Origin of the sequence: Streptomyces sp. CLV115 (assembly GCF_038448545.1) — a bacterium.
In the GTDB taxonomy this organism is placed as follows: domain Bacteria; phylum Actinomycetota; class Actinomycetes; order Streptomycetales; family Streptomycetaceae; genus Streptomyces; species Streptomyces sanglieri.
In genome coordinates this window covers 1-23,711 of the sequence record NZ_JBCEWQ010000135.1, presented here as the reverse complement: position 1 = coordinate 23,711, position 23,711 = coordinate 1, and the positions used below count along the sequence as shown (strand labels likewise).

Here is a 23,711-nt window from a genome sequence, read left to right as displayed (position 1 = left end):
TGCCGGACCCGGTCCGGCCGCCGGGTGCCCGCACGGCCAGCCGGTGCACCCCGAGCGGCGGCTCGGCCCACCAGGCGGGGGCCGCGGGCGTTTGCGCACCGGCCTCCGGCACCGTGCCCGTGCCGCTCGCGCCCCGGCCGCCCCCGGGGTCCGTGCGCCCGCCGGCGGTGCCCCACGCCGAAACGGCCGGATCCGGTCGGTCGGCCGGAACGCGCATCCGCAGGGGCGGGTCCGAGCCGGGGTCCTCCAGGTGGATCTCCAGCGTGGTGCCGGGCGGCAGGCCGGTCAGGGCCGCGGGCAGCGGCTCTCCGGTCCACACCACCAGCGTCGGCGGGAGCAGCCGGGAACGGGCCGCGGACTCGGCGGCGGCGAGCGACTCCCGTACCGCCTCGGGTGTGGCGGCGTCCACGCCGAGCGCGGCGAGCACGGCGACGACCGTGTCGTCGTGGACGGACACCGTCGCATCGGCGGACGGCGAGTAGGAGGTGGCGACGCCGTGCAGTGCGGCGAGCCGGGACAGGCCCATTCAGACTCCTGGGGACTCCGTGCCCCATGCTCCGCCGGACGTGGCCGGCTCGCTGGTCAGCGGGGCGTTTACGGCGAGCGGGGGTTCGCTGGTCAGGGGGGTGGCGTCGGCGAGCGGCGGCTCACTGGTGAGAGGTATCGCGTCGGCGAGCGGCGGCTCACTGGTCAGCGGGCCGGTGCGGGGTGCCGGGACCAGCGGCACGTCGGGGCCGGGAGCCGGGGGCGCGGTGGCCTCCGGCACCTGTCCGGAGAGGGCGGAGAGCAGAAGCTGTGCGGCGGCGGGCATGGCGGCCTCCTGGCCGTGGGGATACAGGACACAGCAGACCTACCCGGCGGGCTCGACCACAGACGTAGGCGTCATCACAACGAGTCCAACGTGCCCTGGGTCACATTCCGTTCCCCCCGGGCCGGTTCCCCGCAAGTTGTCCGCTCTTTTCGGCCATCCGGCGTCATCTTTGGCGTCCGCCGCCCCGCCCGGCCACTGCCCGCCCCATCTGCGACTTCGGGCATTTCCGGCACACCACCCATGCGCATTGACACCCTCGCGCGCGGGTGGTGGGCTCGGAGCCCACCGGCCCGAACGCCGGGGACCACCGGCGGGAACGAGGGGGACGAGCGATGCGGCTCAGGCGCGGAAAGCAGGCGGCGGCCATCGCGGTCGCCGTGCTCGGCGGACTGCTCTCCACAGGAACGCCGGCCGCCGTCGCGGCCCCTTCGGCGCCCGGCTCCCCCGCCGTCACCACCCCCGACCGCGCGGACGGCGCGGGGCTGCCCGCCGTATGGCCCCGGCCGCAGTCCGTCGAGGCCGCCGGGCAGTCCGTACCGCTGTCCGCCGAGGCCACCCTGGTCGCCGGCGCGCACGCCGATCCGTACGCGGTCGACGCGCTCCGGCAGATACTGCGGGACGCGGGCGTGCGCACCGTCCACGAGGCGCTGCCCGGCCGCGGCCCGGTCATCAGGCTCGGCGGCGACGGCGCCCGCGACGCGCTGCGCACCCTGCGCGCCCCGGAGCGCGGCGACCTGCCCTCCGGGGGCTACCGGATCGCCGTCGGCAGGGTCGCGGGCCGGGACACCGTCGCCGTGGACGGCGTCGGCGAGGACGGCCTCTTCCACGGCGTGCAGACGCTGCGGCAGCTGATCCGGGACGGAGCCGTCGCCGGGGTCGCCGTCAGGGACTGGCCGGGCACCGCCGTGCGCGGGACGACCGAGGGCTTCTACGGGCAGCCGTGGACCCGTCAGGAGCGGCTGGCCCAGATCGGCTTCATGGGGCGCACCAAGCAGAACAGGTATCTGTACGCGGCGGGCGACGACCCGTACCGGCAGGCCCGCTGGCGCGACCCCTACCCGGCCGACCGGCGCGCCGACTTCCGGGCGCTGGCCGAGCGGGCCCGCGCCGAGCATGTGACGCTCGGCTGGGCGGTCGCCCCGGGCCAGGCGATGTGCATGTCGTCGGCCGGTGACGTGAAGGCGCTGACGAAGAAGATCGACTCGATGTGGGCGCTGGGCGTGCGGGTCTTCCAGCTCCAGTTCCAGGACGTCAGTTACAGCGAATGGCACTGCGACAGCGACGCCGAGACCTTCGGCAGCGGCCCCCGGGCGGCGGCCGCGGCGCAGGCCCGGGTGGCCGGTGAGGTGGCACGGCACCTCGCGGACCGGTATCCGGGTTCGCAGCCGCTGTCGGTGATGCCGACGGAGTTCTACCAGGACGGGTCCACCGACTACCGCAAGGCGCTGGCCGAGGAGCTGGACGACCGGGTCCAGATCGCCTGGACCGGGGTCGGCGTCGTGCCGAGGACCATCACCGGCGGGGAACTGGCCGGTGCCCGCGCCGCGTTCGGGCACCCGCTGGTCACGATGGACAACTACCCGGTCAACGACTACGCCCAGGACCGGATCTTCCTCGGCCCGTACACCGGCCGGGACCCCGCGGTGGCCACGGGTTCCGCGGCGCTGCTCGCCAACGCGATGGAGCAGCCCTCCGCGTCCCGCATCCCGCTGTTCACCGCCGCCGACTTCGCCTGGAACCCGAAGGGCTACCGGCCGCAGGAGTCCTGGCGGGCGGCGGTGGACGATCTGGCGGGCGGTGACCCACGCACCAGGGAGGCGCTGCGCGCGCTGGCCGGGAACAGCGCGACATCGGTGCTGGGCGGTGACGAGTCCGCGTATCTGCGGCCGCTGCTGGCCGCGTTCTGGAAGTCCCGCGCGGCGCACGACGTGGCGGCCCGGGACGACGCGGCGCGCGCGCTGCGGGAGGCGTTCACCGTGATGCGGGAGGCCCCGCGGCGGCTGAAGGGCCTGGCGGACGGGCGGCTGGACGACGAAGTGCGTCCGTGGACCGAGCAGTTGTCCCGGTACGGCCGGGCGGGTGAGCTGGCCGTGGACCTGCTCCAGGCCCAGTCGCGCGGCGACGGCGACGCCGCCTGGCAGGCGTCGCTGGCCCTGGAGCCGGTGCGCAGGGCGGCGAAGGCGGACGGCGCGACGGTCGGCAAGGGGGTCCTGGGCCCGTTCCTGGACCGGGTGCGCCGGGAGGCGGACGCCTGGACGGGCGCGGACCGCGACGCCGGTACGGTCACCAGGGCTCCGGGCAGCTACACGGTCCGGCTGAACCGGTCGCGTCCGGTGGAGGCCATAACGGCGATGACCCTGCCCGGCGGCGGCACGGTGGCCGGCGCGGCGCTGGAGGCGCACGTGCCCGGCGAGGGCTGGCGCCGCCTGGGCACGCTGTCGAAGACCGGCTGGACCCAGACGGCGGGCCGGGGGCTGCGGGCCGACGCGATCCGGATCAGCTGGTCCACGGGCGGCCCGTCGATGCCTCCGGTCGTCGCGGGCCCGGTGGCGCCGATGGCCCCCGGGAGCAACGCCGCCCGGAACACCTCGGTGCCGGCGCCACGGGTGCACGCGCTGGTGCCCTGGTTCGGCGACGAGCCCGCGGCCCGGCTCGATCTCGCGCGCGGCGAGACGGACGCCGAGATCGGCGGCGGGCCGCAGCGGGTCGACGCGCGGCTGGCCGCCCGGCGCCCCACCGAGGTGCGTGGCGCGCTCACCGCGAAGGCACCCAGGGGCATCAAGGTGGACATCCCGAAGCAGACGAGGGTGCCGCGCGGTTCGCGCACCGAGGTCCCGGTCGAGATCACGGTCCCGGCGGGCACCCCGGCCGGGGAGTACGAGGTGCCGCTGAGCTTCGGCGACGAGCGCAGCACGCTCACCGTCCGGGCGTTCCCGCGCACCGCGGGCCCCGATCTGCTGCGTACCGCCACCGCGTCCTCGTCCGGCGACGAGACCTCCGACTTCCCGGCGTCGGCCGCCGCCGACGGCGATCCGGAGACCCGCTGGTCCTCACCGGTCGAGGACAACGCCTGGTGGCAGGCGGAGCTGCCGCGGACCGCCCGGATCGGCCGGGTGGTGCTGAACTGGCAGGACGCGTACGCCACCCGCTACCGGCTCCAGGTCTCCTCGGACGGCCGCAGCTGGCGCACGGCGGCGACCGTCCGGGACGGCAGGGGCGGGCACGAGTCGGTCCGGATGGACGCGAAGGACGCCCGCTACCTCAGGGTCCAGGGCGATGCCCGGGGCAGCGAGTTCGGCTACTCGCTCTGGTCGGTGGAGGCGTACGCCGTCGCCGGGACGGAGTAACGATCCGGGCCCCTGCCGCCCCCGGGACGACGAAGGCCCGGATCCCTCAGGCAGAAATGCCGTCGATCCGGGCCATGGCGTCGTCCGCGCCGAACGGTTGCAAGTACGGCAACCAGCGCGGGTCCCGGTGTCCCGTGCCGATGATCCGCCAGGCCAGGCCCGTGGGCGGGGCGGGTTGCTGGTGCAGCCGCCAGCCGAGCTCCGGCAGGTGCCGGTCCGCCTTGACGTGGTTGCAGCGGCGGCAGGCTGCCACCACGTTGTCCCAGGCGTGCTGTCCGCCGCGACTGCGCGGAATCACGTGGTCGACGCTGGTCGCGGCGGCGCCGCAGTACATGCAGCGCCCCCCGTCCCGGGCGAACAGCGCCCTGCGGGTCAACGGCACGGGCCCCCGGTGGGGGACGCGTACGAACCGCTTCAGGCGGACGACGCTGGGGGCCGGGACGGCCCGGGTGGCACTGTGCATGAAGGCGCCGGACTCCTCTAGGCAGATGGCCTTGTTTTCGAGGACGAGGACGAGCGCGCGGCGGAGCGGTACGACGCCGAGTGGCTCGTACGACGCGTTGAGAACCAGGACATGCGGCACGGTGGATGCCTCCTTGTACGCCGGCGGCGCGTGGCTCGCGCCGGGACGATCCGATCTCAGTCTCTACTCCTGCCTGGTCGAAGCGCCACCACGTGCGGGTAACGGGCCGGGAGGATTTTCCTCCTGGCCGGCCGCCCCCCGTGCCGCGGCCGTGCGGCGGAAGCGGGCGCTCCGGCGGCGCTGTCCGGGCGGCCTCGCCCGATGTGCGATCGGCCACAGACGGCCGCACCGGCCGCTCGCCGCACCCGCCCCCCGGCCTCGGTGTCCCCCCGTGAGACGTGTCTCTCCCCTCGGTCACGGCAACGGAGTACTCACGCTGCCCCGTTAGTGTGGTCGGGCCGTCGTCGCCCACCTGGAGGTCCCGCCGTGTCCCTGTCCGCCCTGTTGGCCGCAGCCCCGTCACCCGAGCCCGGCAGCTCGTTGGACGAAGCCGCCAAGCAGGCCGGCGACGCCGCGGGCTGGGTGGAGGAGAACTGGTCCACCTGGCTGAACACCAGTCTGCGCATCATCCTCATCGCGGCGATCGCGATCGTGTTGCGGACGGCGATCCGGCGTGCTCTGACCAAGCTCATAGAACGGATGAACCGCAGCGCCCAGGCGGTGGAGGGCACCGCGCTCGGCGGGCTGCTGGTCAACGCGGAGCGCCGCCGCCAGCGCTCGGAGGCGATCGGTTCGGTACTGCGTTCGGTCGCGTCGTTCCTGATCCTCGGCACCGCCGCCCTGATGATCCTGGGTGCATTCCAGATCAATCTGGCCCCGCTGCTGGCCTCCGCCGGTGTGGCCGGTGTGGCGCTCGGCTTCGGCGCGCGCAACCTGGTGACCGACTTCCTCTCCGGTGTCTTCATGATCCTGGAGGACCAGTACGGCGTGGGCGACACCATCGACGCGGGCGTCGCCTCCGGCGAGGTCATCGAGGTCGGCCTGCGGGTCACGAAGCTGCGCGGCGACAACGGCGAGATCTGGTACGTCCGCAACGGCGAGGTGAAGCGGATCGGCAACCTCAGCCAGGGCTGGTCCACGGCCGGCGTCGATGTGACGGTGCGCCCCACCGAGAACCTCGACACGGTCCGTACGGTGATCGCCGAGGCCGCCGCGGCCATGGCCAAGGAGGACCCCTGGAACGAGCGCCTGTGGGGCCCCGTGGAGATCCTGGGCCTGGACTCCGTGCTCCTGGACTCGATGACGGTGCGGCTGAGCGCCAAGACGATGCCGGGCAAGGCGCTGGGGGTGGAGCGCGAGCTGCGCTGGCGGATCAAGCGGGCCTTCGACGAGGCGGGCATCCGCATCGTCGGCGGCGTCCCGGCCCAGGCGGACGAGCCCGTCAAGGCCGACCCGTCGGCCTCCGTGGCCGCTCCCTCGGCCTATGCCTCGACCACCTCGCCGCAGTCGCTGGCCACGGCCCCGATCAATCCGCCGAACATCTCGAAGTAGCCCCGGCCGTCCGGGCGGCCGACGGGCCGGTGTGTCGCCGATCCGGTTCACCGGCGGTCCGATCGGGCATGCGCCACCATGGACCCGGAGATTCCGGAAGTGACCGAGGTAACGCTTTGGTTGCCACCGGGGCACTGCCCATTGACGCCCCGGTGACGCGCGCATACGGTCCTCTCACCGAATAGGAAACTTTCCTAACAGAGGGCAGGTGCAGCGCTCATGGCCGGAACCACACCGGGTACCCCCCGCGTTCTGCGGGCCATGAACGACCGGGCCGCCCTCGACCTGCTGCTGGAGCACGGCCCCCTGTCCCGGACCAGGATCGGGAAGCTGACCGGGCTGTCCAAGCCGACCGCCTCGCAGCTGCTGGCCCGCCTGGAGGCGGCCGGGCTGGTCGTCGCGACCGGGACGGTGGCGGGGCGCCCGGGGCCCAACGCGCAGCTGTACGGGGTGAACGCGCGGGCCGCCCATGTCGCGGGCCTGGATGTGAACGCCCGCCGGATCGTCGCCGCCGTCGCCGACGTGACCGGCGAGACCGTCGGGAGCTTCGAGCTGCGCACCCCCGGGCGGCGGGCCGACAGCGTGGTGCGGCTGGTGGCCCAGGCGCTGGACGGGGCGGTGAAGGACGCCGGGCTCACCCGCGGCGATGTGCACCGGGTCGTCATCGGGACCCCCGGCGCCTTCGACCCCGGGACCGGGCGGCTGCGGTACGCCTCGCACCTGCCGGGCTGGCACTCCCCCACGCTGCTGGAGGAGCTGGCCGCCTTCCTGCCGATGCCGGTGGAGTACGAGAACGACGTGAACCTGGTCGCGGTGGCCGAGCAGCGGCTGGGCGCGGCGCGGGGGCACGACGACTTCGTCCTGCTGTGGAACGAGGAGGGGCTCGGCGCCGCCCTCGTCATAAACGGCCGGCTGCACCGCGGCTTCACCGGGGGCGCCGGCGAGGTCGGCTTCCTGCCGGTGCCGGGCGCCCCGCTGGTCCGGCAGGTCACCAAGGTGAACGCGGGCGGCTTCCAGGAGCTGGCCGGCGCCCAGGTGCTGTCCCGGCTGGGCCGGGAGCTCGGCATCGACGACGAGCTGATCCGCGCCTCCGGCACCCACCACGAGGTCGCGGCCCGGCTGCTCGCCCGCGCCGCCGAGGCCGCGGAGGCGGGTGAGGACGGCCCGTACATCCAGCTCCTCGACCGGTTCGCCACCGGCCTCGCGACCGGTCTCGCCTCCATGATCGCCGTGCTCGACCCGGAGGTCGTCGTGCTGTCCGGCGATGTCATCGCGGCCGGTGGGGAGCCGCTGCGCTGCCGGGTGGAGGCGGAGCTCACCCAGCTGGCGGCCTCCCGCCCCCGGCTGATCGCCGGAGAAGTGATGCACCGCCCCGTACTGCGCGGCGCGCTGGAGAGCGCCCTCGCCACCACCCGTGACGAAGTCTTCGACACGTCCCGCTGAACCCTTCTCGGCCCGCCCGTTTCCTCCGTACCCCTGCCCCATTCCTTCACCGGGAGACCGCCATGTCCGGAAACCGCCGGAAGACGGCCGCCGCGTTCGCCGCGACCGCCGCCATATCTCTGCTCGCCTCGGCCTGTACGGGCCAGAGCAACTCCGGTGCCAGTGATGACCCGTCCAAGGAGACGACCATCAACTTCTGGCACGGCTGGAACTCCCCGAGCGAGGTCGCGGGAATCCGGGCGACGGTCGACGCCTTCAAGAAGGCGCACCCCAACATCCATGTGAAGGTCATCGGCAACATGACCGACGACAAGATCAACCAGGCGCTGCGGGCGGGCGGTTCGAATGCCCCGGACGTCATCTCGTCGTTCACCACGAACAACGTCGGCAAGTTCTGCTCGTCGAAGGCGTTCGTCGATCTCGACCCCTTCCTGAAGAAGGACGGGATCGACCCGGACAAGACCTTCCCCAAGGCGATGAACGAGTACACACAGTTCGACGGGGTGCGCTGCACCGTGCCGCTGCTCGGTGACGCATACGGCCTCTACTACAACAAGGACGCGTTCGAGAAGGCCGGCATCAAGCGGCCCCCGCAGACCTGGTCGGAGCTGGCCGCGACCGCCAAGCAGCTGACGAAGACCAAGGGCGACTCGTACGAGCAGCTCGGGTTCATGCCGAACTACCACGGCTACGAGTCGACCACCGAGCACTACCTCGGCGGCTGGAACCCGAAGTACTTCGACGCGGACGGCAAGTCGAACATCGCCGAGGACCCGGCGTTCGCCGCCATGCTCAAGACCCAGAAGAAGCTGGTCGACGACCTGGGCGGCTACGAGAAGCTGGAGAAGTACCGCACCTCGTTCGGTGACGAGTGGGGCGCCAAGCACCCGTTCCACACCGGCCAGGTGGCGATGCAGCTGGACGGCGAGTGGCGGCTCGGGATGGCCGAGGAGGCCAAGCCGAAGTTCGAGATCGGTGTCGCCCCGATGCCCGTCGCCGACGACGAGGCCGACACCTACGGCAAGGGCTATCTGACCGGCACCATCGCCGGCATCGCCGCCACCTCCCAGAAGCAGAACGCAGCCTGGGAGCTGGTGAAGTTCATGACGACCGACACCGACGCCGTGGTGGACTTCGCCAATGCCATCCACAACGTGCCCTCCACCCTGGCGGCGCTGAAGTCGCCGAAGCTGAAGTACGACCCGCGGTTCAAGACCTTCCTCGACATCGCCGCGGACCCGAGGAGCACCACCACCCCGCCCTCGGTGAACGGCGGCGCGTACCTGACGTCCCTGCAGAACCTCGGATTCGACATCGAGAAGGGCAAGCAGAAGGACATCGAGGCGGGTCTGAAGAACACCGCCAAGGAGATCGACGCAGCCATCGCGCAGGCGAAGTAGCAGCGCGATGACCACCTACACACTCCGTACGAAGCGCCGCCGGTCGGCGCTTCGGACAGCGGCCTTCATGTCGCCGTGGCTGATCGGGTTCTGCGTCTTCTTCGCCTACCCGCTGATCTGCACCGTCTATTTCTCCTTCACCGCCTACGACGGCTTCACGGCCCCCGAGTTCAGCGGGCTGAAGAACTGGTCGTTCGTCTTCAGCGACTACCCGCTGTTCTGGCCGGCGCTGCGCAACACGCTCTGGCTGGTCGTGGTCATGGTCACCTGCCGGGTGGTGTTCGGCCTCGGTGTCGGGCTGCTGATCACGAAGATCAAGACGGGTGCCGGGGTCTTCCGGACCCTGTTCTACCTGCCCTACCTGGCCCCGCCGGTCGCGGCGACCCTCGGCTTCGTCTTCCTGCTCAACCCGGGTACCGGGCCGGTCAATTCGATCCTCGGCGAGATCGGGCTGTCCACGCCCGGCTGGTTCACCGACGCCGCCTGGTCCAAGCCGGCCCTGACCGCGCTCGCGGTCTGGGGGGTGGGCGACCTGATGGTGATCTTCATGGCCGCGCTGCTCGACGTACCGAAGGAGCAGTACGAGGCGGCGGAGCTGGACGGGGCGACCGCGTTCCAGCGGTTCCGCTTCGTCACCCTGCCGAACATCTCGCCGATCATCCTGTTCGCGGTGGTCACCGGGATCATCCAGACGATGCAGTACTACACCCAGCCGTTCGTGGCCGGGAAGGTCGCCTCGGGCGTGATGGGCGGCTCCGGACAGCAGTTCGAACCGGGCTATCCCGACAAGTCGACACTGACGCTGCCGCAGCTCGTCTACAACCTCGGTTTCCAGCGCTTCGACTACGGCTCCGCCTGTGTGGTCGCGCTCGTTCTCTTCGTACTCGCCATGGCGTTCACCGCACTGCTGATGCGGCGCCGCAGCGGACTGATCCAGGCAGGTGAGTGACGTGGCGCAGACTCTCGACGCCGTGAAGACGGCCGCCCCCGCGACCGGCCCGGCCACCCCGGCCGAACGCGTCGCGCGGCGCAAGTCGCTGCTGAACTGGATCGCGGTGCACGCGCTCGGCGTCGCCGCCGCGCTCTTCTTCGTGCTGCCGTTCGTCTTCCTGCTGCTCACCTCGCTGATGAGCGACCAGCAGGCGCTGACCCGCGATCTGTGGCCGCACACCTTCGAGTGGAGCAACTACCGGCGGGTCTTCGAGACCGACGGCTTCCTGACCTGGTGGCGCAACACCCTGCTGTACGCGGGGCTCGGCACCGTCCTCACGGTCGTCTCGTCGCTGCCCGTGGCCTACGCGCTCGCCAAGTTCCGCTTCCGCGGCCGGCATCTGTCGCTGATGCTGGTCATCTCGATGATGATGCTGCCGCCGCAGGTCGTCGTCATCCCGATGTATCTGTTCTGGGCCAAGCAGCTTGACATGTCCGGCACGCTCTGGCCGCTGATCATCCCGATGGCGTTCGGCGACGCGTTCTCCATCTTCCTGCTGCGGCAGTTCCTGCTGACCATCCCGAACGAGTACCTCGACGCGGCGAAGGTCGACGGCTGCGGCGAGTTCCGCACCCTGCTGCGCGTCGTGGTGCCGATGGCCAGGCCGGGCATCGCCGCCGTCGCCCTCTTCCAGTTCTTCTACGCCTGGAACGACTACTTCGGCCCGCAGATCTACGCGTCGGAGAACCCCGGTGCCTGGACGCTCAGTTACGGCCTGGACTCCTTCAAGGGCGCACACCACACCGACTGGAACCTGACCATGGCCGCGACCGTACTGGTCATGGCCCCCGTGATCCTCGTCTTCTTCTTCGCCCAGAAGGCATTCGTCGAGGGCGTCACACTGACCGGAGTAAAGGGCTGACCTATGAAGCTCGCAGTAGTTGGTGGCGGGTCCACCTACACACCTGAACTGATCGACGGTTTCGCCCGGTTGCGGGACACGCTGCCCATCGAGGAGCTGGTGCTCGTCGACCCGGCGGCCGACCGTCTGGAGCTCGTCGGCGGCCTCGCCCGGCGGATCTTCGCCAAGCAGGGCCACCCGGGGAGGATCGTCACCACCTCCGACCTGGACGCGGGCGTCGCCGACGCCGACGCGGTCCTGCTCCAGCTGCGCGTCGGCGGCCAGGCCGCCCGCAACCAGGACGAGACCTGGCCGCTGGAATGCGGCTGCATCGGCCAGGAGACCACCGGCGCCGGCGGCCTCGCCAAGGCGCTGCGCACCGTGCCGGTCGTCCTGGACATCGCCGAGCGGGTCCGCCGGACCAACCCGGACGCCTGGATCATCGACTTCACCAACCCGGTCGGCATCGTCACCCGGGCGCTGCTCCAGGCCGGCCACAAGGCCGTCGGCCTGTGCAACGTGGCGATCGGCTTCCAGCGCAAGTTCGCGCGGCTGCTCGACGTCGCCCCCGCCGAGGTGCACCTCGACCATGTCGGGCTCAACCACCTGACCTGGGAACTCGGCGTCCGCCTCGGCGGGCCGGAGGGCGAGAACGTGCTGCCGAGGCTGCTCGCCGAGCACGGCGACACGATCGCGGACGATCTGCGCATGCCCCGGGCGATCACCGACCGGCTCGGCGTCGTCCCCTCGTACTACCTGCGTTACTTCTACACGCACGACGAGGTCGTGCGGGAGCTCGGCACCAAGCCGTCCCGGGCGGCCGAGGTGGCCGCGATGGAGAAGGAACTGCTCGCCATGTACGGCGATCCGGCGCTGGACGAGAAGCCCGCGCTGCTCGCCAAGCGCGGCGGCGCCTTCTACTCGGAGGCGGCCGTGGACCTGGCGTCCTCGCTGCTCGGCTCCGGCGGCTCCGCGGTGCAGGTGGTCAACACCTACAACCGGGGCACCCTGCCGTTCCTGCCGGACGACGCGGTGATCGAGGTGCAGGCCCGGGTCGACGGCACGGGCGCGACGCCGCTCGCCGTGCCCGCGCTGGACCCGCTGTACGCCGGCCTGATCTCCCACGTGACGGCGTACGAGGACCTCGCCCTGGAGGCCGCGCTGCTCGGTGGCCGTTCCACCGGGCGGGCGGACGGGCGGAACGCGGTGTTCAAGGCGCTGCTCGCGCACCCGCTGATCGGTCAGTTCGAGTACGCCGAGGCGCTCACCGACAAGCTGATCGCGCACAACCGGGAGCACCTGGCGTGGGCGTGAACGCTTCGGTCCTCGCGATAGACGCGGGGAACAGCAAGACCGACGTGGCACTGATCGGCGCGGACGGAACGGTGCTGTCGACGGCCCGCGGCGGCGGCTTCCAGCCGCCCGCCGTGGGCATCGAGGCGGCTGTCGACACCCTCGGGACGGTGGTCGGGCGGGCGCTGGAGCAGTCCGGCGTACCGGTCGGCTCCGTCACGCATGTGTCCGCCTGTCTCGCCAACGCCGATCTCCCGGTGGAGGAGGAGCAGCTGGCCGCCGCGCTGCTCGCGCGGGGCTGGGGCGCCACCGTCGAGGTGCGCAACGACACCTTCGCGATACTGCGCGCGGGGGTGGACGAGCCGCGCGGGGTGGCCGTGGTCTGCGGCGCGGGGATCAACTGTGTCGGCATGGTGCCGGACGGGCGGACCGCGCGGTTCCCCGCCATTGGCCGGATCTCCGGTGACTGGGGCGGTGGCGCGGGGCTGGCCGAGGAGGCGATGTGGTTCGCCGCGCGGGCCGAGGACGGGCGCGGTGAGCCGACCGAGCTGGTCCGCACGCTGCCGGGGCACTTCGGACTCGGCTCGATGTACGCGCTGATCGAGGCGCTGCATCTGGGCCGGGTCGAGTTCGAGCGGCGGCACGAGCTGGCTCCGGTGCTCTTCGCGACCGCGGCGGCCGGGGACGCGGTGGCGGGCGCGCTGGTGGACCGGCTGGCCGAGGAGGTCGTCGCGATGGCCTCGGTCGCGCTGGGCCGGCTCGACCTGCTGGACGAGCCGGCGCCGGTGGTGCTGGGCGGCAGCGTACTGGCCGCCCGCCACCCGCAGTTGGACACGGGGATCACCGCACTTCTCGCGGCGCGCGCCCCGAAGGCGGTCGTCCGGGTGGTGACCCAGCCGCCGGTGCTGGGCGCCGCGCTGCTCGGTCTGGACCACACGGGTGCGGCGGCCCCGGTGCACGAGAGGCTGCGCGCGCAGTACGGCTGACGCGTCGTCCGCCGTCACGGGCCTGTCCGTCGGATCAGGGTCGGACAGGGCGTGGCGTCTGGTGCGGTGCATCGCAAGGCGCCGGAGCGTCCTGACAGCGGAGCTGTTCGGGCGTTTCGGCAACGCGGCGAGGTGCCGTGCCAGACGCCACGACCCCGGCCATGATCCGACGGACAGGCCCGAGGGGCGTCCCCCGGTGCCTGTGCGCCGGGGGACGCCCCTTGCGTACGGGAACCGATCAGTTGTCCCGGACGTGTTCATGAGTGGGGAGATCGGCCCGCATCGGGTACTGGTCCGCCGATCGTCTTGATCGGCGGCGCAGGCCTTGATCGAATGCGGGGTGACCGCAGTCGGATGCGCGCGAGCGCGTCCGTGGGCCGATGCAGGATCCGGACGTTCCAGGTGTGGACGCCGGTCCCTGCGGCCATACTTCATGGCCGGGCACCAGTCCCCGATCGGCCGGGGGCCGGGCCACCGTCAGTGACCGAGGGGGAGGTCGAGTGACATACCCGCCGAATGTACGCACGGCGCCGGAACACGAGCAGGCATCGCCGCCCGCGACCGTACCCGCTCCGCCGCACCGCGGCGTGCTGTCCATGACGGCCGGCCGGGTGCGGGCCGCGGCCACCACCGAGCCCGGCAGGCTGCAGATCATCGGGGCCGTACTGGCCCTGCTCGTCGTGGCGTTCGGGGCCGTGACGGCGTTCGAGGTCGCCGACCGGGAGTCCGCCGCGAGTGACGTGGTGGGCCGCAGCCAGCCGCTGAGCGCCGACGCGGCGGCCGTCTACCGCTCGCTGGCGGATGCCGACACCGCCGCGGCGAGCGGCTTCCTGGCGGGGGCCCAGGAGCCGAAAGACGTCCACGACCAGTACGAGCGGGACATCAAGGAGGCGTCCCGGCTGCTGGTGAAGGCCGCCGCCAACACGGACGCGGCGACGAAGTCCGGGCAGGAGATCGCCACCCTCAACGTGGAACTCCCCCGCTACACCGGCCTGATCGAGCGCGCCCGGGCCAACAACCGGCAGGGCCTGCCGCTGGGCGGCGCCTACCTCCGGTACGCCAACCAGAAGATGAGCAACGTGCTGCTGCCGGCCGCCGAGCGGCTGTACACGGCGGAGACCGGCAGGCTCGGCGAGGACAACGACTCGGCCCGGACCTGGCCGTTCCTCTCGCTGGGGCTCGGTGTGGTGGCCCTGGCCGGGCTGTTCTGGGCGCAGCGGCGCAACTACCGCCGCACGAACCGGGTCTTCAACCACGGGCTGCTCGTGGCGACCGCCGCGTCCACCGTGATCCTGCTGTGGCTGGCCGTGGGGCACACGGTCGCCCGGTCCCAGCTGCATGCCGCGGATGTGAACGGGCAGCAGTCCCTCGATGTGCTCAACCACGCGCGGATCGACTCGCTGAAGGCCCGCGCCAACGAGAACCTCACGCTCGTCGCCCGGGGCGCGGTGCTCACCCCGGACGGCAAGAACGACAAGTACGAGTCGGACTACACGACGGACATGAAGGCACTGCGCGAAGCGCTGGGGAGCGCCGGGGAGCTGGCCGAGGACGATCCGGGGAAGTCCCCGGTGAAGGCCGCCGTCACCGCCGCCACCGAGTGGCAGGAGCGCCACCGGGCCGCCCGCACCACCGACGACAACGGTGACTACGAGGGCGCCCTGGAGCAGATCATCGGGCCGAAGGAGTCGACCGGCCGGTCCTTCCAGCAGGTGGACGACGCGCTGGCGAAGGCGCTCGCCCACGAGCAGGCCCAGTTCACCCGGGCCGCCGAGGACGGGCGCGGGGCCCTGTGGGGCCTGCCGGCCGGGGCCGCCGCGCTGGCCGTGCTGGGTGCCGCCGCCGCGATCGTCGGGATCAACCGCAGGCTCTCGGAGTACCGATGAGAAGGGGAGCGATGACCGACAGGCGCAGGGGCGCGTGGTCCGCCCGGGGCAGGCTGCGCGGCTGGGGCGGGGTGACGGCCATGGCCGCGGCCTGCGCGGTGACGGCCTCGCTGACCCTGCTTCCGCTCTCCCGCGGCGGCGCCGAGGCCTTCGGCGGGGTCGGTGCGGGCCAGCGGACCGCGCAGGCGATCCAGGCCAAGGCGGACGAGTGCACGGACCCGGAGGCGAGCCTCCCGCCGTCGTCCGCCGACGGGCCGAACATCGAGAGGATCAAGAAGCGCGGCAAGCTGATCGCGGGCGTCGACCAGAACAGCTTCCGCTGGGGCTACCGCAACCCGGAGAACCGCCGGATCGAGGGCTTCGACATCGATCTGGTGCGGGCCATCGCCGGGAACATCCTGAACGACCGCGACGCGGTGATCTTCCGGGCCATCCCCACCAACAAGCGGGCCGAACTCCTGGCGGACGGCAAGGTCGACGTCGTCGTCCGTACGATGACGATCAACTGCAAGCAGGCGCGCAAGGTCTCGTTCTCCACCGCCTACTTCCAGGCCGGTCAGCAGGTCCTCGCGCCGAAGGACTCGACGATCACCGGGTACGACAAGTCCCTGGCCGGCAAGCGGGTCTGCACCGCCAACGGCTCCACCGCCTACGACGCGCTGAAGAAGCAGTCGTTCGGCGCGGTCTTCGAGGACCCGCACGACGGCACCGCCGCGGACGAGAACCAGCTCACCGTCCCCAACCAGCTGGACTGCCTGGTGCGGTTGCAGATGGGCGAGGTCGACGCGGTGGTCACGGACAACGCCCTGGCGGCCGGACAGGCCGCCCAGGATCCGGCGGTCGAGCTGAAGGGCGACAAGCCGTTCACCACCGAGTACTACGGTGTGGCGGCGAAGCTCGGGGCCGACGATCTGGTGGCCAGGGTCAACCAGGTGCTGGTCGGCTACCGCAGCGGCGGTGCGAAGAGCGACTGGATGCTGTCCTACCGGGAGTGGTTGGAGGCCGGGCTGCCGGGGATAAAGGGACCGCCGGCCCCCAAGTACCGGAGCGACTGACCGCCGGCTTCGGCCGGGTGGGCGCGATGGCGCGGACCCGGCCGGTGAGGCAGTGGCACTGATCCTGCCGGGCACGTCCCGGCAGCAAGAGCGGAGAGGTGATCGATGGGCGCGGGCCCCTTCCCCGGCTATGCGGCCAGGCCCCCCGGCCCGGTCATGGACCGGGACGAGGCGGACCGTGCGCTGGCCCGGCTCGGCGCGGAGCACGAGGCGATCGAGACCTCGCTGCTCGCCCTGCAGGACCACGCGGGCCGCCGGCTCCTGGAGGGCGCCGAGCTGACCGGTGTCACCCGGGAGCGCTGGGCCTCCACCGAGCAGTCGATCACGCTGCTGTGGGGGTATTTCGACGCCTACGCGGGGGCGCTTGCCCAGGCCCGTTCGGTGCGGGCCCGCCGCCGCTACCCCAACCGGGACGATCTGGTGGCCCTGACCGAGCTGCTGCGCGGCCAGGGCGTCACCGTGGCGCACGCGGCGGCCCGCCCCGACCCTTCGGTCAACGGCCCGGCCAAGCTCTCCGAGCGGTTCACGCTGGAGGAGCTGGTCGCCCGGATGAACGAGCTGTACGCCCGCTCGCTGGACATGGTCGTGGCCTCCGACTCCGTGTGGTCCGCGCTGCCCGCCCGGATAGATCTGCTCGCCGCCGAGCTGCACCGCACCCGTTCGCTGGCGCACTCCGTGGGAGTGCGGCCCGGTGAGCACCCGGCGGGCGACGACCTGGAGGCGATCACCCACGAGCTGACCACGCTGCGGGTGCAGGTGATCTCCGATCCGCTGGCGTTCTGGCTGCCGGGGCCCGGCAGTTCGGCGCCCGGCGGGGGTCGCCCCGACACGGCGCGCTACGACCGGGCGGCCCGCGCCCTGGACGACGTGCGCCGCGAGATCGAGGCGGTGCTCGCGGTCCGGCAGGACGCCGAGCAGCGCCTGGTCCAGCTGCGCGACGTGCTCTCCCGCGCGGACCGCACCCTGACCGAGGCCCGGTCGGCGCGCGGCGAGGTGCTGGCGAAGATCGCCGCCTCCGAGGTGCCCGCGGTCAGCGGCCCGGCGACGGTCCTCCAGGAGCGGCTGGCCGCCGCCTCGGAGTACCGCAGGCACGCCCAGTGGCACCGGCTGTCCCCGCTCCTGGAGACGCTGGAGCGGGAGGCGGAGGAGGAACTGCTGCGGGCCCGCGAGTCGTTGACCGCGGTCACGGCCCCGCTGGCCGTGCGGGCGGAGCTGCGCGGCAGGCTCGACGCGTACAAGGCGAAGGTCGCCCGGCACGGGCTGGCCGAGGATCCGCTGCTGATCGAGCGGTACGACGCGGCGCGCCGGATGCTGTGGAGCGCGCCGTGCGATCTGCGGGTCGCCGGGCAGGCGGTGCTGCGCTATCAGGAGGCGGCGGCCGAGCTGCTGTCCCAGCGCCGGGCGCCGGGACCGGAGGACCGGCGATGACCACAGACGTGTGCAAGGTGGCAGGGCCGCCGCTGCGGCGGCGGCGGGGCGATCAGGGGGACCGACCATGAGTACGCAGTGCCAGCGCCCCGCGTGCGAGGGCAATTACGAGGACATGGGCGGCGGTGAGCTGTACTGCGACACCTGCGGTCTGGCTCCGGTCGTCTCGCCGAACGGAATGGTGAGCTCGCCCGCCACCGGGATCGCGGGCGGCGGCGCGAACAGCCGGGGCAGCAACAGCAGTTCGCGGTCCTCGTCGCGGGCGTCCTCGCGCTCGTCCCGCTCCTCCCGCTCGTCGACCTCGCGGCGTTCGGTGTCGGGGCGGCTCTCGCGCTCGCTGTCCGGCACCGCCACCTCCCCCTCGGTCTCGGTCCGGTCCTCCGGTTCGTCCTCGGGCGCGTCCACCCGGGGCAGGCTGGGAGTGGGCCTGGTCGAGGTGCCGGACGTGCCGCGTCCCGACCCGCGCTCGGCGGTGATGGAGAACCCGGAGGTGCCGGAGCGGAAGCGTTTCTGTTCGCGGTCCGACTGCGGGGCGCCGGTGGGCCGCTCGCGCGGTGACCGGACGGGCCGCACGGAGGGGTTCTGCACCAAGTGCGGCCATCCCTACTCCTTCGTGCCCAAGCTCCACGAGGGCGACATCGTCCACGGCCAGTACGAGGTGGCCGGCTGTCTGGCGCACGGCGGGCTCGGCTGGGTCTATCTCGCGGTCGACCGCGCGGTCTCGGACCGCTGGGTGGTCCTCAAGGGCCTGCTCGACACCGGTGACCAGGACGCCATGGAGGCCGCGATCTCCGAGCGCCGCTTCCTCGCCGAGATCGAGCACTCCAACATCGTCCGGATCTACAACTTCGTCGAGCACCTCGACCAGCGCACCGGCTCGCTCGACGGCTACATCGTGATGGAGTACGTCGGCGGCAAGGCGCTCAAGGACATCGCCAACGAGCGCCGCACCGCCGCCGGGAAGCGCGATCCGCTGCCGGTCGAGCAGGCGTGCGCGTACGGCATCGAGGCGCTGGAGGCGCTCGGTCATCTGCACAGCCGCAACCTGCTGTACTGCGACTTCAAGGTCGACAACGCGATCCAGACCGAGGACCAGCTGAAGCTGATCGACATGGGCGCGGTGCGCCGGATGGACGACGAGGAGTCGGCCATCTACGGCACGGTGGGGTACCAGGCGCCGGAGGTCGCGGAGGTCGGCCCGTCGGTCGCCTCCGACCTGTACACGGTCGCGCGGACGCTCGCGGTGCTCACCTTCGACTTCCAGGGCTACACCAACGTCTTCGTGGACTCGCTGCCCGACCCGGACAACATCGAGGTGTTCCGGACCTACGAGTCGTTCTACCGGCTGCTGGTACGGGCCACCGACCCGGATCCGGCCCGGCGGTTCGCCTCGGCGGCGGAGATGGCGGAGCAGCTGACGGGTGTGCTGCGCGAGGTGGTGTCGCTCCAGACCGGGCGGCCGCGGCCGGCGCTCTCGACGCTGTTCGGCACGGAAGTGCGGGTCACCGACACGGAGTTGTTCCCGGAGCTGACGGGCGACGCGTCGCAGCTGGGGGGCCGGGCCGCGGCCCCGGCCCGGTCCGGCCGCTCCGGGCGGCGCGGCGGGGCAGGTACCGGGCCCCGGGCCGCGACGGTGCCGACGCCCGCCGCACCGGCGCCGGGCGCGCCGCCCGCTCCCGGACACCCCGCGCCGGGGGCCGCTCCGCTCGCCGCGCCGCCCACCCATGTACGGGCGGGCAACGGTCCGGCCGGGAACGGCGAGGCCCTGGCGTACGCGCGGACGCAGACCCCGATTCCGGCGCCCCGCGTCCCGGCCGCCGTCCCCGGTGCGCCGGCGTTCTCCCCCGCCCCGGGTGTCCCCCGGCTGTCCAGGCTCGACGTACGGTCCACCTCGCTGGCGCTGCCGGTCCCCCGCGTCGACGTGAGCGACCCCAACGCGGGTTTCCTCGCGGGTCTGATGACCACCGCCCCGTCCGAGCTGGTCGCCGCGCTGGGCGCGGTGCCGGTGGCCTCGCTGGAGACCCGGCTGCGCGAGCTGCGCGCCCGGCTGGAGCTGAACGACCTCGGTGCGGCCGGGCAGACCCTGACCGCGCTGGAGGGCCGGCACCCGGACGACTGGCGGGTCGTCTGGTACCGCGGCATCACCTCGCTGGTGACCGGTGACAACGAGAACGCGGCGCTGTCCTTCGACGCGGTGTACGACGCGTTCCCCGGTGAGCCGGCGCCCAAGCTGGCGCTGGGGATCTGCGCGGAGGTGCTGGGCCAGCTGGACAACGCCGCCGAGTACTACCGGCTGGTGTGGACGACCGACCCGAGCTTCGTCAGCGCCGCCTTCGGGCTGGCCCGGGTGCGGCTCGCCGCCGGGGACCGGGCCGGGGCCGTGGGGGCGCTGGAGTCGGTGCCGGAGGCGTCGATCCACTACACGGCGGCCCGGGTGGCCGCGGTGCGTGCCCGGCTGCGCGGGCGGGCCCCGGAGGAGGCGCTGATCACCGATCTGCTGGCCGCCTCGGCCCAGGTCTCGGGGCTGGCCGGTTTCGGTCTGGACGCGGTGCGCCGGGAGCAGCTGTCGACCGAGGTGCTGGGCACGGCGCTCGACTGGGTGCTCTCCGGTGGCCCCGCGGCCCGGCCGCCGGCCGGCCCGACCGGGCCGGGCACGCTGCTGGGCAGTGAGCTGGACGAACGGGGCCTGCGCTTCGGGCTCGAACGTTCGTACCGGATACTCGCCAGGCTTGCGGAGCCCGGTGATGAGAGGATCGAACTGGTGGAGCGGGCCAACCGTTTCCGCCCCCGGACGTGGGTGTGAAAATGTCGCAGAAGCCACAGGAGACGGCCCTGTCGAAGTGCCCCGGCTGCGAGGAGCCGCTGGAGCCGGGGGACCTGTTCTGCGGTGCGTGCGGGTACGACCTGTCGGCCGTGCCCGCCGTTCCCCAGGACCATCCGACGATCGCCACGACCGCGTCGGCGGACGGCGCGGCGGAGGTCCGCTTCGACCGGCGGCGCGCATCGGAGGAACCGGGCGGTTCCGGCGGACCGGACGGATCGGACGACTTCGAGCTGGCCGCCCCGGCGCCGGCCGCCGCCCCGTCCCCCGACGCAGCCGCGTCGGCGGCCGATGCGCCGGCGCCGACGGCCGCACCCGACCCCCGTACCCCCGCCGTGGATCCGGTGGCGGCCACCCCGCCGGCCGGAGCCAAGCGCTGCGTGGCCTGCCGGGCGGGCAGTGTCGACACCGACGGCTACTGCGAGAACTGCGGTCACGCCCAGCCGCGCGAGCGCGACCACATGGAGCAGGAGCTCGGTTCGGTGGCCGCCGTCAGCGACCGGGGCCTGCGCCATCACCGCAACGAGGACTCGTTCGCGGTGTCGACCACCGCCCTGCCGGACGGTTCACCGGCCGTCGTCGCGATCGTCTGCGACGGTGTCTCGTCGGCCAGCCGCCCGGACGAGGCGTCGGCGGCCGCCGCGAGCGCGGCCAACGAGGCGCTCCTGGAGTCGCTGCCGCGCGGCACCCACCCGCAGCAGGCGATGCACGAGGCGATCCTCGCGGCCGCCGAGGCGGTCAACGCCCTGGCCCAGGAGCCCGCCCGGGCCAGGGAGCACGACCGGCACCGCCATCAGAACGCCCCGGCGTGCACCCTGGTCGGCTCGATCATGGCGGGCGGTCTGCTGATCGTCGGCTGGGTCGGCGACAGCCGTGTCTACTGGGTTCCCGACGACCGCACCAACCCGCCCGCCCGGCTGACCGAGGACGACTCCTGGGCCGCGCAGATGGTGGCGGCGGGCCTGATGAACGAGGCGGAGGCGTACGCGGACGAGCGGGCCCACGCCATCACGGGGTGGCTCGGCGCCGACGCGTACGACCTGGAACCGCACACCGTGTCCTTCAAACCGGACCGGTCCGGTCTGGTGGTCGTCTGCACGGACGGCCTGTGGAACTACGCGGAGTCGGCGGCCGAGATGGCCGCGGCGGTGCCGGCCGACGCGCATCAACGGCCGTTGCACGGCGCGCAGGTGCTGGTGGGTCATGCGCTCGACGGTGGGGGCCACGACAACGTAACAGTGGCTCTGCTGCCGTTCGCCGTGGAACCTCAGGGGGCAGGATCGGCCTGCGGAACCACGTGAGTCCCGTTCCGTAACGCTTGATTCCGGTTCCGACCGCCCAGTCCGGCACCGCTGCCTTCGTCCGTTTTTCTTCCCTCACAGCTGTCTTCATCCGACACCTGGAGTCCCAAGGAGCCGACCAGATGGCCAACTTCTCCAAGTCGAACGTGCCGCAGTTCTCCGTCGAGGTGTACCAGAACGAATATCTGCCGGAGGGCGGTCGCGAGGTCAACGCGATCGTCACGGTCACCTCGACCGGGGGCGGCACCACCGGCGGTGTCCCGCTGTCCGGTGCGGTCGTGTCGCCCGCGCACGTTCCCGGGCAGTCGCCGAAGGCCGCCGTGGTGATCATGGTCGACTGCTCCGGTTCGATGGACTACCCGCCGACGAAGATGCGCAACGCCCGCGACGCGACGGCCGCGGCCATCGACACCCTGCGCGACGGCACCTCGTTCGCCGTCGTCGGCGGCACGCACGTCGCCAAGGAGGTCTATCCGGGCAACGGCAGGCTCGCCGTGGCCGACGCGCAGACCAGGGCCCAGGCGAAGGGTGCCCTGCGGGCGCTCAGCGCCGGTGGCGGTACGGCGATCGGCACCTGGCTGCGGCTGGCCGACCGGCTGCTCGGCGCGGCCGATGTGCAGATCCGGCACGGCATCCTGCTGACCGACGGCCGCAACGAGCACGAGGCTCCGGAGGACCTGCGGGCCGCGCTCGAATCCTGCGCCGGCCGCTTCACCTGTGACGCCCGCGGTGTCGGCACCGACTGGGAGGTGAAAGAGGTCACAGCGATCGCCTCCGCGCTGCTCGGCACGGCGGACATCGTCGCCGACCCCGCGGGGCTGGCCGCCGACTTCACGCAGATGATGGAGAACGCGATGGGCAAGGAGGTCGCGGACGTGGCGCTGCGGCTCTGGACACCCGTCGGGGTCGAGATCAGGTTTGTGAAACAGGTCGCACCGACGGTCGTCGATCTGACCGACCGGCGCACCGAGGCGAGCCCCCGCGCCGGGGACTATCCCACGGGCTCCTGGGGCGACGAGTCCCGCGACTACCACGTGTGCGTGACCGTCCCGCAGGCCGGAATCGGCCAGGAAATGCTGGCGTCCCGGGTCTCGCTGGTCCTCCCCGATCCGTCCGGCGGGGCTCCGCAGACCCTTTCGCAGGGCCTGGTCCGGGCCGTGTGGACCGAGGACATGGCGGCCTCCACCTCGATCAATCCGCAGGTCGCGCACTACACCGGCCAGGCGGAGCTGGCACAGGTCATCCAGCAGGGGCTCGACGCCCGCAAGTCGGGCGACTTCGACGGCGCGACCGCGAAACTGGGCCGCGCGGTGCAGCTGGCGTCGGTCTCCGGGAACGAGGACACTGCGAAACTGCTTTCGAAGGTGGTGGACGTCGTGGACGCGGCGACCGGTACTGTGCGACTGAAGGCAAAGGTCGCGGACGCCGACGAGATGACACTCGAAACGCGCTCGACCAAGACGGTTCGCGTCAAGAAGTAGAACCGTTCAACAATCAGCGAACAGCAGGCACAGAGCCACGCAGTCGAGCCGCCCGGACGGAATGATCCGCCGGGAGGCGAAGAGCAGAAAAAAATACGCCGGCCCCGGGGCCGGCCCAGGAGAGGGGGAAGCGCCGACATGCCGACCTGCCCGAACGGACACCAGTCTGGTTCCGATGACTGGTGCGAGGTCTGCGGCCATCGCATGACCGGCGCGGGCGCGCCTGCGGGTGCGGTCCCCCCGCCGCCGCCTCCGCCGCCCGCCCCCGGTTACGGCTACCCGCCGGGCCCGGGGTCCGACGCGACCCAGGCCGCGGAGCTCTGCCCGCAGTGCCGCACGCCTCGTGAGGCGATGGCGCCGTTCTGCGAGGAGTGCCGCTGGAACTTCCTCACGAACACCGCGACGTCGTACACGCCGCTGGCCCCGGCCCACGGCGTTCCGGGCCCGCCGCCCGGGCTGAACCTGCCGCCCGGCTTCCAGGCCCAGCAGCCGCCGGCCTCGTCGCAGCAGCCGCGCGACCCGTTCGACCACCAGGGTTCGCGGCCCTCGCAGATGAACCGCCCGGCGGAGCCGCTCTCCGCCGAGCCGGGCAACCGCCCCGGTCCCCCGGCCC

Annotated in this window: 16 protein-coding genes and 2 pseudogenes; 15 read left to right on the top strand and 3 right to left on the bottom strand. The window is 72.6% G+C overall.

Going from position 1 to position 23,711, the window contains the following annotated elements; genetic code table 11:
• Together AADR41_RS32545 and AADR41_RS32540 are read right to left on the bottom strand one after the other, a co-directional pair.
• Positions 1-526, bottom strand: a pseudogene (locus tag AADR41_RS32545) (4-alpha-glucanotransferase); the annotation flags it as partial.
• The gene (locus AADR41_RS32540; protein ID WP_342285283.1) at positions 527-811 is read right to left on the bottom strand and encodes a hypothetical protein; all 285 of its coding nucleotides are present in this window, start codon (positions 809-811) and stop codon (positions 527-529) included. It abuts the pseudogene before it with no gap.
• Positions 812-1,143: 332 nt separating this feature from the next.
• Here AADR41_RS32540 and AADR41_RS32535 point away from each other — a divergent pair, with 332 nt between their 5' ends.
• Entirely contained in the window at positions 1,144-4,158 is a 3,015-nt protein-coding gene (locus AADR41_RS32535) for a beta-N-acetylglucosaminidase domain-containing protein (RefSeq protein ID WP_342285282.1), read from the top strand.
• 46 nt (positions 4,159-4,204) lie between these two features.
• Here the strand turns inward: AADR41_RS32535 and AADR41_RS32530 are convergent, their stop codons facing one another.
• The gene (locus tag AADR41_RS32530) at positions 4,205-4,741 is read right to left on the bottom strand and encodes an HNH endonuclease (RefSeq protein WP_342285281.1); all 537 of its coding nucleotides are present in this window, start codon (positions 4,739-4,741) and stop codon (positions 4,205-4,207) included.
• 366 nt (positions 4,742-5,107) lie between these two features.
• Between AADR41_RS32530 and AADR41_RS32525 the strand changes: the two genes are divergently transcribed.
• From AADR41_RS32525 to AADR41_RS32460, 14 genes and pseudogenes are all read left to right on the top strand, one after another.
• Entirely contained in the window at positions 5,108-6,172 is a 1,065-nt protein-coding gene (locus tag AADR41_RS32525; protein WP_342285279.1) for a mechanosensitive ion channel family protein, read from the top strand.
• A 219-nt stretch (positions 6,173-6,391) separates the two neighbouring features.
• The gene (locus tag AADR41_RS32520) at positions 6,392-7,615 is read left to right on the top strand and encodes an ROK family transcriptional regulator (protein ID WP_342285277.1); all 1,224 of its coding nucleotides are present in this window, start codon (positions 6,392-6,394) and stop codon (positions 7,613-7,615) included.
• 62 nt (positions 7,616-7,677) lie between these two features.
• Entirely contained in the window at positions 7,678-9,015 is a 1,338-nt protein-coding gene (locus tag AADR41_RS32515) for an ABC transporter substrate-binding protein (protein ID WP_342285275.1), read from the top strand.
• A 7-nt stretch (positions 9,016-9,022) separates the two neighbouring features.
• A complete protein-coding gene (locus tag AADR41_RS32510; protein ID WP_342285274.1) occupies positions 9,023-9,964 on the top strand; it encodes a carbohydrate ABC transporter permease in 942 nt (313 codons plus the stop codon).
• Between the two features lies 1 nt (position 9,965).
• Positions 9,966-10,868 carry a carbohydrate ABC transporter permease gene (locus tag AADR41_RS32505; RefSeq protein ID WP_446751146.1) on the top strand — a complete coding sequence of 301 codons (903 nt, stop codon included), beginning with the start codon at positions 9,966-9,968 and terminating at the stop codon, positions 10,866-10,868.
• A 3-nt stretch (positions 10,869-10,871) separates the two neighbouring features.
• Entirely contained in the window at positions 10,872-12,161 is a 1,290-nt protein-coding gene (locus AADR41_RS32500) for a 6-phospho-beta-glucosidase (RefSeq protein ID WP_342285273.1), read from the top strand.
• Positions 12,152-13,126: an N-acetylglucosamine kinase gene (locus AADR41_RS32495; protein WP_342285271.1), complete on the top strand. Its 975-nt coding sequence runs from the start codon at positions 12,152-12,154 to the stop codon at positions 13,124-13,126. The genes AADR41_RS32500 and AADR41_RS32495 overlap by 10 nt, the downstream gene beginning before the upstream one ends.
• 596 nt (positions 13,127-13,722) lie before the next feature.
• A complete protein-coding gene (locus AADR41_RS32490) occupies positions 13,723-15,012 on the top strand; it encodes a hypothetical protein (protein ID WP_342285284.1) in 1,290 nt (429 codons plus the stop codon).
• Positions 15,013-15,023: 11 nt separating this feature from the next.
• A complete protein-coding gene (locus AADR41_RS32485) occupies positions 15,024-16,067 on the top strand; it encodes a glutamate ABC transporter substrate-binding protein (protein ID WP_342285270.1) in 1,044 nt (347 codons plus the stop codon).
• 105 nt (positions 16,068-16,172) lie between these two features.
• The gene (locus tag AADR41_RS32480) at positions 16,173-17,495 is read left to right on the top strand and encodes a hypothetical protein (protein ID WP_259931204.1); all 1,323 of its coding nucleotides are present in this window, start codon (positions 16,173-16,175) and stop codon (positions 17,493-17,495) included.
• Between the two features lie 67 nt (positions 17,496-17,562).
• Positions 17,563-20,298, top strand: coding sequence for a serine/threonine-protein kinase (locus AADR41_RS32475; protein WP_342285267.1), 2,736 nt, complete (start codon positions 17,563-17,565; stop codon positions 20,296-20,298).
• Entirely contained in the window at positions 20,295-21,617 is a 1,323-nt protein-coding gene (locus AADR41_RS32470; protein ID WP_446751145.1) for a protein phosphatase 2C domain-containing protein, read from the top strand. Before AADR41_RS32475 ends, AADR41_RS32470 begins: the two co-directional genes overlap by 4 nt.
• Before the next feature lie 122 nt (positions 21,618-21,739).
• The gene (locus AADR41_RS32465; RefSeq protein WP_342285263.1) at positions 21,740-23,098 is read left to right on the top strand and encodes a vWA domain-containing protein; all 1,359 of its coding nucleotides are present in this window, start codon (positions 21,740-21,742) and stop codon (positions 23,096-23,098) included.
• A 138-nt stretch (positions 23,099-23,236) separates the two neighbouring features.
• Positions 23,237-23,711 (top strand): annotated as a pseudogene (locus tag AADR41_RS32460) (FHA domain-containing protein); the annotation flags it as partial.